The sequence below is a fragment of the Primorskyibacter marinus genome, from assembly GCF_003313245.1.
GTDB classification, from domain to species: Bacteria; Pseudomonadota; Alphaproteobacteria; order Rhodobacterales; family Rhodobacteraceae; genus Primorskyibacter; species Primorskyibacter marinus.
Window position 1 is genome coordinate 158,451 of sequence record NZ_QJSD01000006.1, and the last position, 10,828, is coordinate 169,278.

Here is a 10,828-nt window from a genome sequence, read left to right on the forward strand (position 1 = left end):
CCGGCGTCTCCCGCCGGAAGATGAAATTGGCAGTTGAAGCTGCTGAATTGCTCTATTTGGCTGGCTTTCCAACACACATGCATTTGCAAGGCGCGGCAGAGAGCACGCCCTATGCCGCACAAGCTGCGCTCAATCATGAATTGCGTTCAATGCTGACCTGAGCCGGCTTGGTGCAACCGTTCTCTCCGAGCACTCCGGACGTCGCGTCCTGATGTGATGAAGATCTCGGCAGGTGACAGCAGAGTGACCCCCTTGTCCGCCAGATGCTTGTTCACCGCGGCAAGGATCGCCTCGGTCAGCCCATGGCGCTCCAGCAGGTGACGGAAGTTGAGGATGATGGTTTCATCAGTTGCTTGGCAGGTGGCGCAGAGCATCACCGAGAAGGGGAATGCGGTTGGCACCCAGTTCGATGACGGAAAAAACGGCGCATCGCCTCGCTGTCATACAGCATGTCTTCCGCCTTTCGGCTCAACCTTCGCATCGTGCGCCAATATCAGCGCCAAAAGACAACACCAAGGCACCACCGCATCCATTTCAGAAAGGAACAGTTCACGCCGCGTCTGCTTCTTTAACGCACCGCTAAGGCCGGTAAAGGCGGGCTGCTTTGGCCTCGGAAGGGCTCCATGTTGGGTAGCCCAAGTTTACCAGATCACAACGAATGTAGCAGGTTTCTCAGGCGTTCCCTGAAAAATGCGCCCTTCCACACAAACTACATCACAGGTCGTGTCCGAATGCACGAACCCATAGTCCGGAACCGGGGGCAAACGTCCATTGCTTTGGCATCAGCGGGCTTGTCGAACGGTCGGTCATAATCGGTCAGATCAAGCTGCAATGCTGAGGTTTCTCAGACTTTCCTTGAGTGCAAAGACGATGACATTTAGAATGTTTGTTGAAACGATGAACAGGTCAGCGGCTAACAATCGCATATTGTCGGACGGATTTTCAGCTGCGCCCCAAACCAGCAGCAAAGGCGGACGTTAGATGACAGCGGAGGCTTGCGATGACAACGGGATTGGTCTGGGATGAGCGCTTCGCCTGGTTCAACGCAGGAACATATCGCCAGCGTAGTCCATTGTACCAGCAGTTGACGGTCTATGATACGCGCGACAGCAAGGAGCAGATTCGAGAACTTCTTGTGGCGAGTGGACTTGTCGACACCCTGGTGCCCATCGTGCCTCGGCTGGCGACGGACGCAGAGCTACTGCGCTATCACACGCCTGCATATCTGGCGAAGGTCAAGGCTCTGAGCGACGCGGGCGGCGGAGACGCGGGTGAGGGAGCTTATCTCGGACCCAACTGCTATGACATCGCCAAGCTTGCAACGGGCGCATGTCTTGAGGCGTTGGACGCCGTTCTGGATGGCCGGGTGGAAAATGCCTATGCGCTTGTGCGCCCGTGCGGCCACCACGCGACAAAAGATTTCGGACGCGGCTATAGTATCTTCAACAATCTGGTGGTGGCCATTCTGCATGCCAAGGCCCAGGGGCAGGTTAGCCGTGTTGCGGTGGTGGATTGGGATGTGCATCACGGCAATGGAACTCAGGACGCATTTTACGACGACCCCAGTGTGTTGACCATCTCACTGCATCAGGATGGCTACTACCCGCCAGATTCCGGTGGGCTGGACGAACAAGGGGAGGGTCCGGGCCGCGGGTACAACATCAACGTGCCACTACCCCCCGGAAGCGGCCACGGCGCCTATCTCGAGGCGATGCAGCAGGTGGTCGTGCCGGCCCTGCGACGTTTCCGTCCCGAAGCCATTCTGGTGGCAAGCGGCCTGGACGCCAATGCGCGGGATCCGTTAGGGCGGATGATGTGTCACAGCCAGACCTATCGAGACATGGCAACGCTGATCAAAGCCGAGGCACAAGAGTTGTGTCAGGGGCGTTTGCTGGCGAGCCACGAAGGCGGCTATGCATCGCTTTATGTCCCGTGGTGCGCACTCGCCATCATGGAGGCGTTTGCGGACGTCAAAACGTCAAGCGATGATCCGTCTTTGTCACGGGTCGCTGTGTGGCCGGGGCAGGAACTTCAGCCCCACCAAGCCAGCGTTATCTCCAAGGCGGCAGAACTGCCTGGGAACATCGCAGCCGGAAGGCTGTGACTCTGCCTCGTCACATACCGCTTTTTTCTGGGACTATCGCTTCGATTGACACCTTGGCTTTATTTGCGAAGTCGATACGCTCACCGCGATACACCGGTACAATGAATAATGCGGCGGGAAACTGAAATGAAAGCGATCAGGATTCACGAGCCAGGCGGCCCGGACGTCATGCATTATGAAGACGTCGAACTGGATCCTCTGGGGCCCGGCGAGGTGCGGTTGCGTCACACCGCTATCGGGCTCAACTATCTTGATACCTATCATCGTTCGGGCCTTTACAAGTTGCCTATGCCCAGCGGCTTGGGGTTTGAGGCAGCAGGTGTTGTCGAAGCGGTTGGCGATGGCGTCACACACCTGAAGGAAGGTGATAGGGTCGCCTATGGTGCAGGGCCTCTGGGATCCTACGCTCAGGCCCGCAACATGCCTGCCAGCAGGGTCAGCAAGCTGCCCGATTCCATCGCGGATGAGACCGCGGCTGCGATGATGCTCAAGGGCATGACGGCGCGCTATCTGCTGCGCGAGACCTACAAGGTCAAGGCAGGCGAAACCATTCTGTGGCACGCGGTTGCCGGTGGTGTTGGGCTGATTGCGGTGCAATGGGCGAAACATCTGGGGGTGCGTGTGATCGGCACCACCAGTTCGCCGGAAAAAGCCGCGCTGGCCAAATCCACGGGCTGTGACGAGGTGATCAATTACACAGAGGAAAACGTGGCGGAGCGGGTGCATGAGTTGACCGATGGCAAGGGTGTGCCGGTGGTCTACGATGGTGTTGGTCAGGCGACGCTTGACGCATCGCTCGACAGCCTTAGCCCGTTTGGCATGTTGATAAATTTCGGCTCTGCCTCCGGGCCGATCACGAAGTTCGACACCGGCATTCTGGCGGCAAAGGGATCGCTGTATCTGACCCGACCGTCGCTGAACACATATGTGGAGTCAGACGAGGCATTGCAGGCAAACGTGGCCGATCTCTTCGAGGTTGTCGGCTCGGGCGCGGTCAAGATCGAGGTCAACCAGACATATGCACTGGCGGATGCCGCCCGCGCGCATCAGGATCTGGAAGGCCGCAAGACGACCGGCTCGACCGTATTGCGGCCATAGCCAGACAGGACCGGAACAATTGCCATGGACAAACCCAAAACCATCCCCTGCGATCCTGACCACTGCATTCAGGTACGGGGCGCGCGTGTCCACAATCTGAAGAACATCGACGTCGATTTGCCACGCAACGCGCTTGTCGTCTTCACGGGCATCTCGGGGTCTGGAAAATCCTCGCTGGCCTTCGGAACGCTGTTTGCGGAATCGCAGCGCCGCTATCTGGATTCCGTCTCACCCTATGCGCGGCGGCTGATTGATCAGGTGGGCGAGCCTGACGTGGATGCGATTGACGGTCTGCCGCCAGCCGTCGCCCTGCAACAGCAACGCGGCGCGCCCTCGGCACGGTCGTCGGTCGGCAGTGTCACGACGATCTCCAACGGGTTGCGGATGCTCTATTCGCGGGCCGGGAAATATCCGCGCGGCCAAACCATCCTTTATGCCGATGCATTTTCGCCCAATACGCCCGAGGGTGCCTGTCCGCGCTGTCACGGGATCGGGCGGGTGTTCGAGGTGACGGAAGAGCTGCTCGTGCCCGATGACAGCAAGACCATCCGCGAACGCGCCGTCGCGGCCTGGCCGCCGGCCTGGGGTGGGCAGAACCTGCGCGATATTCTCGTGTCGCTGGGCCATGACATCGACATCCCGTGGCGGGATCTGCCGCAAGAAACCCGCGACTGGATCCTGTTTACGAATGAAACGCCCACCGTACCGGTCTATGCCGGGCTCACCCCTGCACAGACCCGTGTGGCGCAACAGCGCGACATGGCCCCCAGCTACATGGGGACGTTCTCCAGCGCCGAGCGCTACGTCCTGCATTCCTTTGCCACGACGCAAAGCCACCGCACCAAGAAGCGCGTGTCGCAATTCATGCAGATTTCGGAGTGCCCGGATTGCGACGGAAAGAAGCTGAAGCGTGAATCTCTTGCGGTGACCTTTGCCGGGCTGGACATCGGCGCATTGTCGCAACTTACGCTGAGCGAGCTTGCGGGCCGACTGCGCCAAACCGCCATTGCCGCACCGTCAGAGGGCGATCAGCATCCCGAACAGACCATCGTCGCGCAGCGCATTGCCAGTGATATTCTGGCCCGCGTCGAAGCCCTCACGACCCTTGGTCTTGGCTACCTGTCACTGGAACGCAGCACGCCAACCCTGTCGCCGGGCGAGTTGCAGCGCCTGCGGCTGGCGACGCAGATCCGCTCGCAATTGTTCGGCGTGATCTATGTTCTGGACGAACCCTCGGCGGGGTTGCACCCGTCTGACACGCTTGCCCTGCTGGGTGCCTTGGATGAGCTCAAGGGTGCCGGCAACTCGCTCTTCGTGGTTGAACATGATGACAGTGTCATACGACATGCCGACTGGATCGTGGATATCGGGCCGGATGCGGGAACCCATGGCGGCGAGGTGGTCTACAACGGTCCGATAGAAGGGTTGCGCGACGTGAAAGCCTCGCATACCGGGCGCTACCTGTTCTTGGCCGATGCAATCCCGGTGCGCCCTGCGAGAGAGCCGAAAGGCTGGCTGAAACTCGACGGCGTTACCCGCAACAATCTGCGCGGTCTGGACGTCGCCTTTCCCTTGGGCGTTCTGGCGACGGTCACCGGGGTGTCCGGCTCGGGCAAATCCAGCCTTGTGGCCCAGGCGCTGGTCGAACTTGTCGGCGACGCTCTGGGCCAGAAGAAATCCGTCGAAACGCCCAGCGATGAAGCCGAACTGCTGGAACAGGAACTGGAGACATCCACCGGCGGGCGGATCGCCGACGGGATGGCGGGCGTTCGCCGCCTTGTCACGGTCGATCAAAAGCCGATCGGCCGCACACCCCGGTCCAACCTTGCGACCTATACCGGCCTGTTCGGCCATGTGCGCCGGTTGTTCGCCGCCACACCCAAGGCCCGCGCGCGCCGTTACGATGTCGGGCGGTTTTCGTTCAACGTGGCCAAGGGGAGGTGCCCGAATTGCGAAGGTGCCGGTTTTGTCAGTGTGGAATTGCTGTTCCTGCCCAGCGTCTACGCGCCTTGCCCGGTGTGTCAGGGGCAGCGCTATAACGCCAAGACGCTGGAGATCACCTACCGCGACAAAAACATCGCCGACGTGCTCGATCTGACCGTCGAGCAGGCACATGATTTCTTCGCCGATGACGTGGCGATCCTGCGGGCGCTGGATGCCTTGCTACAGGTCGGCCTTGGCTATCTGCGTCTTGGTCAACCCGCGACCGAACTTTCGGGCGGCGAGGCACAGCGGATCAAGCTTGCCACAGAGCTGCAACGCGCCACACGCAGCGACACGCTTTATATACTGGATGAGCCAACGACAGGGCTGCATGCCGCAGATGTGACGATGCTGATGGCGCAGCTCAACGGGCTGGTGGAGGCCGGAAATTCCGTCATTCTGGTGGAACACAACATGCGAGTTGCCCGGAACAGCGACTGGATCATCGACATCGGCCCCGGTGCCGGCAGTGATGGTGGCGCAATTGTCGCACAGGGCACTCCGGCCAATGTGGCAAAGTCAAAAGCCAGCCGAACCGCGCCCTTCCTGGTTCCATAGCGCATGCTTCAGATCAAAGAGTTTCGGCGAGGAAATCGCCTGCCCCGACACCACCCGCTTAGGCCGGTTTTGGTCAGATGAATTCCAGCCCTCACCCGGTCCCGCCGAAAATCGCCAAGAATCCGAGATGCGCGCGACAATACGTCCCTGAGATGGCTCAGATCGAAACCTGTACTGCCAAATAGAGGGCAACCGCGGTCACAAAGGCCGGGAAGGACGAGGGATGGTCGCGCGAAAACTCTTCTTCGAGAACGACAAGGACAATTCCCCCAGCGAGGAACGACAGCAGCAGCGTCACAAGGACCGGTGAGATCACAGTGGTGGCACCGACGATCCAGCCGACAAGAATGGCGGCGGTCAAGATCCATCTGCCAATGCGCTGATAGACGCCCCTGTGAAGTTCCATCATCCGGAAATCCACGACCAGAAAATGAATTGCCATTGAAATCGAGAATATGACGATCGAAACCGGATTGTTCATCTGGACGATTAGGTAACCGATGATGGCCTTGTAAAATGCGTAGGACGCGAGGTGAATCCACACCCTGAGCCCGGTAGGCTGTGCCAGCACATGCGCCTCCACCGCACCGACCGGTTTCTCTACCAGACGCTCCATTCCGTAGAATACGACGAGGCCAATCAGCAGCGGCAGAAACGGGCTTTGTTTGAGAATTTCTACCGTCGGGCCGAGGTTTTCGGGCAAGGCGGAAGTACCCGCAATAATCTTGGGCAAAAGCCCAAGGAACACGTAGCTGATGGAGATTCCATCAGCAAACGACAGCCAGTATTTGCGCGGCACAGGGCGCTTCCAGCGCAACAGGTCAGCCACCACATGGACAAAACTGAGGAACACGACCGATGCAAGCGAAAGGCCGATCAGGAAGGTCTGGTCCATTTTTCGGCCTTTCACTTGCGATGGGTCGTGGCCCGGTGTTGCGTTAGCGGAGCATCGCCAGATTATACGCCCAAATGTTCTGCGTGGAACCGCAGATGGTCGTCGATGAAGCTGGCGATGAAATAGTAGCTGTGGTCATAGCCTTCGCGCCGGTTCAGCGCCATTGGATAGCCGCTGGCCGTGGCCGCCGCTTCCAGGGTTTCCGGCTTCAATTGTTCTTCAAGGAAATTGTCGGCATCGCCCTGATCCACCAGCGCCGGAACCGCGCCCGTTGCTTTGCGCATCAGAATGCTCGCGTCATAGGCTTCCCAGGTGCTGCGATCCTCGCCCAGATAGGCGGTGAAGGCCTTTTCTCCCCAGGGGCAATTGACAGGGTTGCCGATGGGGCTGAAGGCCGAGACGGATTTGAACCGTTCGGGATGGCGCAGCGCCATCACCAGCGCGCCGTGCCCGCCCATGGAATGCCCGAAGATCGACCGCTGATCCGTCACCGGGAAGGTCGCCTCGACCAGCTCCGGCAATTCCTTCATCACATAGTCATACATCTGGTAATGCCGGTTCCAGGGTGCCTGCGTCGCGTTGACATAGAAACCCGCGCCCTTGCCGAGATCATAGGCCTCGTCGTCGGCCACATCGTCGCCACGCGGGCTGGTGTCGGGGGCGACAAGGGCAATGCCCAGTTCGGCGGCCATGCGCTGTGCACCCGCCTTCTGGATGAAGTTTTCGTCGGTACAGGTCAGCCCGGACAGGAAGTAGACCACCGGAACTTTCTGGCCGTCCGCAGTTTGTGGCGGCATGAAGATCGCGAAGCGCATGTCGCAGTTCAGCACGTCGGAATGGTGGCTGTAGTGTTTGGTCCAACCCCCGAAACTTTTGTTTGCGCTTGTTTTCTCAAGTGACATGTCATGCCTTTCTGTTTGGGGTTGTAGGGCAGCAGTAGGCGCACGCCTACAGCGATGATCGGTTATGTGTTGAGCGTAGCGGCCTGATTGGGCGGGCTGTTTCTGGTCAGGGTTTCTGGCCGTGTCAGGATGCGGGCGGCACGCCCACGCGTGAACCAGGCCCAGGTCCAGTTCAGATAGACGGAGCCACGGCTGCGGAAATCGACCAGCAACATCAGGTGAACCAGCGACCATGCCAGCCAAGCCGGGAAGCCGCTCAGCCGGAGCCAGCCGAAATCGGCGACCGCTTTGGCGCGGCCAATCACCGCCATGGTGCCCCAGTTCTGATAGCGGAAGGCGGACGGCGCGGCGCGCCCCTTTATCCGCGCCGCGATCACCTTCGCAACATAGCGGCCCTGCTGCTTGGCGACCGGGGCGAGACCTGGCAAGGTGTTCCCGTCTTTGTCCGTGTAGCTGGCCACGTCACCGATGGCGAAAATTTCAGGGTAGTCGGGGACCGTGCAATCCGGACCAACGATGACCGCCTTGTTGCGGGCAGTTTCGGCACCGAGCCATTCACCCGCGGGGCGCGCCTGAGTCCCCGCGCACCAGATCACGTTTGCGCTGGGAATAATTTCATCCCCAACCGCCAGCCCGTTGGCATCTATATGCGCGACGGCTTTGCCTAAAATGACCTCGACACCGTGGTCACGCAGCGCTTTCAGCGCCGCCTGCGACAGGGTGTCATGACACGCACTGAGCAGGTTTTGGCCCGCCTCTACCAGAATGATGCGCACGTCCTCTTCATTGATCCGGCGGAAATTGCCCGAGAGGACGGTGCGCGCCAGTTCGGCAATCGCGCCGGCCATCTCGATCCCGGTCGGGCCGCCGCCAACCAGCGCGAAAGTTAGCAGTCGACGGATCTCCTGGGGATCCTCGCTGCATTCGGCCTTCTCGAATGCAGCCAGCAACCCCCGACGAATGTTCAGCGCGTCATCAATGGATTTCAGCACCGGCGCATGCTCTGCCCAGGCGTTATTTCCGAAAAAGCTGTATTCGGCACCGGTGGCGAGAATCAGGTAGTCATAGCTGATGCCGCCACTCTTGCGGGCGGTGACTTGGCGCTGCCCGGCGTCGATCCCGGTCACCTCGTCCATCACAACCGAGACATTGGAGGTTCTGGAGAACATCGCGCGGGTCGCCGAGGCGATATCGGCCGGGGACAGCGCAGCGGTCGCGACCTGGTAGAGCAGCGGCTGGAACAAGTGGTGGTTGCTGCGGTCGATCAGAATCACTTCGGCGTCGGTTTTTCCCAGCGACTTGGCAGCGGCCAGCCCGCCAAAGCCGGCTCCGATGATGACCACACGGGGTTTTGCACCGGACTGTCCGACGGGCCGGTTTGTCACTGGCGCTTCGGGTGCGCTGGCGCCAGCATGGGTCTTTTCAAAGGGTGCATGGCTCATGATTTCCACTCCGCTTAGTGTAGAGAGGCGCACCTACATGTAAGGTGCAGTGGCATCTCTAAGGGGTAGTTGAGGAACGGGACCAGGGTTGAAGGCACATGACCGCACCCCTTGGCCGGAATCTCAGATGGTTTGTTGCGGGAGCAAGGGTAGCCCCAATTTCACGGGGCTGCCCCTAAATTGATGTCGGGTAAGCTTGGCTCACTTGTCGAAATGGATGACCGAGCGGATGCTCTTGCCTTCATGCATCAGATCAAACGCCTCGTTGATGTCATCCAGACCCATGGTGTGGGTGATGAAATCATTCAGGGCAAACTCGCCGTTCATGTAGCGCTCGACATATTCCGGCAGTTCCGACCGGCCCTTGACGCCGCCAAAGGCAGACCCGCGCCAGACGCGGCCCGTGACCAGCTGGAACGGGCGGGTGGAGATTTCCTGACCGGCACCGGCAACCCCGATGACCACGGATTCACCCCAGCCCTTGTGGCAGCATTCCAACGCCGAGCGCATGACATTGACGTTGCCGATACATTCGAACGAATAATCGACGCCGCCATCGGTCAGCTCGACGATCACGTCCTGAATCGGCTTGTCATGGTCCTTGGGGTTGACGAAATCGGTCGCGCCCAGCTTTCGGGCCAGATCGAACTTGCTCTCGTTGATGTCGATCACGATGATCCGGCTGGCCTTGGCCATCGTCGCGCCGATCACGGCGGACAGGCCAATGCCGCCCATGCCGAAGATCGCAACGGTCGAACCTTCCTCGACCTTGGCGGTATTCATCACGGCGCCCATGCCGGTGGTGACGCCGCAGCCCAGAAGGCAGACCTCTTCCAGCGGCGCTTCGGGGTTCACCTTGGCCAGCGAGATTTCGGGCAACACGGTATATTCCGAAAAGGTCGAGCAGCCCATGTAGTGCAGGATCGGCTTGCCATCCTTGGAAAACCGGCTGGTGCCATCGGGCATCAGGCCCTTTCCTTGCGTTTCGCGGATCTTCTGGCAGAGGTTGGTCTTGCCGGACTTGCAGAATTTGCACTCGCCACATTCGGGCGTGTAAAGCGGGATCACATGATCGCCCACTGCAACACTGGTCACACCTTCGCCGATGGATTCCACGATGCCGCCGCCTTCATGGCCCAGCACAACGGGAAACAGGCCCTCGGGGTCGTCGCCCGATAGGGTGAAGGCATCCGTGTGACAGACGCCCGAGGCGACGATACGCACGCGCACTTCGCCTTTCTGCGGCGGCATCACGTCGATCTCTTCGATCGAGAGTGGTTGATTGACGGCCCAAGCGACGGCGGCTTTGGATTTGATCACATCGGTCAAGAAAACTCGCTTTGCTATTGGTTGATGGGATGCCGCCAATGCGGCCGGGGTGAGCAGAGTTTACACTATTTCCGCCCCGCCATGGCCATTTTTCTCAAATCACCATTACGGCAGCGTGTGAATCGGCGTGCGAAATTGACCCACTTGGGTGGGTTATGAGCGAGTAAAATTGACCCACCTGTTTTCGTTAGCATCCGCACAGAAAGTGCGGAGGAAGAGCAGGTGTTATTGATGGAAAGTGTATCGAAGATCCGTCTGTGGGTGCTGGTTGAAGGGCGCAGTATCCGGTCTGTTGCTCGGGCGACGGGATTATCGCGCAATACGATCAAGAAGTATCTGAAGGATGAGAGCCCGCCGAGCTACCAGCGCCAGGCCCCGCCGGTTCGGCACAAACTGTGCAACGGGTTTGATCTTCGGCTTCAGGACCTGTTCGATCAGGACCAGAAGCGACCACGCCGGGAGCGGCGAACGGCCGTGAGGCTTTATGAGCAGCTTGTGTCGGAAGGGTATACCGGTT

General features: G+C 59.7%; 10 protein-coding genes and 1 pseudogene. 5 read left to right on the forward strand and 6 right to left on the reverse strand.

The genetic code is table 11. The features are described 5' to 3' along the window. Window positions 1-20 precede the first annotated feature (20 nt). Entirely contained in the window at window positions 21-161 is a 141-nt protein-coding gene (locus DMZ65_RS19455) for a hypothetical protein (protein ID WP_157960600.1), read from the forward strand. Here DMZ65_RS19455 and DMZ65_RS10570 read toward each other — a convergent pair. Continuing rightward, window positions 147-401 (reverse strand): hypothetical protein, encoded by a 255-nt coding sequence (locus DMZ65_RS10570; protein ID WP_157960601.1) that lies wholly within the window; start codon window positions 399-401, stop codon window positions 147-149. The two genes, DMZ65_RS19455 and DMZ65_RS10570, sit on opposite strands and share 15 nt — an antisense overlap. Before the next feature lie 19 nt (window positions 402-420). Beyond that, a pseudogene (locus DMZ65_RS20190) lies at window positions 421-548 on the reverse strand (IS5 family transposase); the annotation flags it as partial. Between the two features lie 452 nt (window positions 549-1,000). On the opposite strand from DMZ65_RS20190, the gene DMZ65_RS10575 reads away from it, so the two are divergent. The 3 genes from DMZ65_RS10575 (at window position 1,001) to DMZ65_RS10585 (ending at window position 5,743) form a co-directional block, all read left to right on the forward strand. After that, a complete protein-coding gene (locus DMZ65_RS10575) occupies window positions 1,001-2,104 on the forward strand; it encodes a class II histone deacetylase (RefSeq protein ID WP_116598866.1) in 1,104 nt (367 codons plus the stop codon). A 126-nt stretch (window positions 2,105-2,230) separates the two neighbouring features. Continuing rightward, entirely contained in the window at window positions 2,231-3,202 is a 972-nt protein-coding gene (locus tag DMZ65_RS10580) for a quinone oxidoreductase family protein (RefSeq protein WP_116598867.1), read from the forward strand. A 24-nt stretch (window positions 3,203-3,226) separates the two neighbouring features. Further along, a complete protein-coding gene (locus DMZ65_RS10585) occupies window positions 3,227-5,743 on the forward strand; it encodes an excinuclease ABC subunit UvrA (RefSeq protein WP_116598868.1) in 2,517 nt (838 codons plus the stop codon). 157 nt (window positions 5,744-5,900) lie between these two features. Here DMZ65_RS10585 and DMZ65_RS10590 read toward each other — a convergent pair whose 3' ends face one another. The 4 genes from DMZ65_RS10590 to DMZ65_RS10605 form a co-directional block, all read right to left on the reverse strand. After that, on the reverse strand, window positions 5,901-6,638 hold the full coding sequence (locus DMZ65_RS10590) for a hypothetical protein (protein ID WP_116598869.1): 738 nt from the start codon (window positions 6,636-6,638) through the stop codon (window positions 5,901-5,903). A 62-nt stretch (window positions 6,639-6,700) separates the two neighbouring features. After that, window positions 6,701-7,540, reverse strand: coding sequence for an S-formylglutathione hydrolase (fghA, locus tag DMZ65_RS10595; RefSeq protein WP_116598870.1), 840 nt, complete (start codon window positions 7,538-7,540; stop codon window positions 6,701-6,703). A 62-nt stretch (window positions 7,541-7,602) separates the two neighbouring features. After that, the gene (locus tag DMZ65_RS10600; protein WP_116598889.1) at window positions 7,603-8,982 is read right to left on the reverse strand and encodes an NAD(P)/FAD-dependent oxidoreductase; all 1,380 of its coding nucleotides are present in this window, start codon (window positions 8,980-8,982) and stop codon (window positions 7,603-7,605) included. Window positions 8,983-9,183: 201 nt separating this feature from the next. Beyond that, on the reverse strand, window positions 9,184-10,299 hold the full coding sequence (locus DMZ65_RS10605; protein WP_198662670.1) for an S-(hydroxymethyl)glutathione dehydrogenase/class III alcohol dehydrogenase: 1,116 nt from the start codon (window positions 10,297-10,299) through the stop codon (window positions 9,184-9,186). 243 nt (window positions 10,300-10,542) lie between these two features. On the opposite strand from DMZ65_RS10605, the gene DMZ65_RS19870 reads away from it, so the two are divergent. Further along, window positions 10,543-10,828: helix-turn-helix domain-containing protein (locus tag DMZ65_RS19870; RefSeq protein ID WP_332871573.1), on the forward strand; the 286-nt coding region annotated here is incomplete at its 3' end.

What these genes read in the sequence shown, in the direction of transcription:
- DMZ65_RS10590 (WP_116598869.1), bottom strand. Translation starts at nt 6,638, where the DNA reads ATGGACCAGACCTTCCTGATCGGCCTTTCGCTTGCATCGGTCGTGTTC.
- fghA (WP_116598870.1), bottom strand. Translation starts at nt 7,540, where the DNA reads ATGTCACTTGAGAAAACAAGCGCAAACAAAAGTTTCGGGGGTTGGACC.
- DMZ65_RS10575 (WP_116598866.1), top strand. Translation starts at nt 1,001, where the DNA reads ATGACAACGGGATTGGTCTGGGATGAGCGCTTCGCCTGGTTCAACGCA.
- DMZ65_RS10585 (WP_116598868.1), top strand. Translation starts at nt 3,227, where the DNA reads ATGGACAAACCCAAAACCATCCCCTGCGATCCTGACCACTGCATTCAG.
- DMZ65_RS10580 (WP_116598867.1), top strand. Translation starts at nt 2,231, where the DNA reads ATGAAAGCGATCAGGATTCACGAGCCAGGCGGCCCGGACGTCATGCAT.
- DMZ65_RS10600 (WP_116598889.1), bottom strand. Translation starts at nt 8,982, where the DNA reads ATGAGCCATGCACCCTTTGAAAAGACCCATGCTGGCGCCAGCGCACCC.
- DMZ65_RS19455 (WP_157960600.1), top strand. Translation starts at nt 21, where the DNA reads ATGAAATTGGCAGTTGAAGCTGCTGAATTGCTCTATTTGGCTGGCTTT.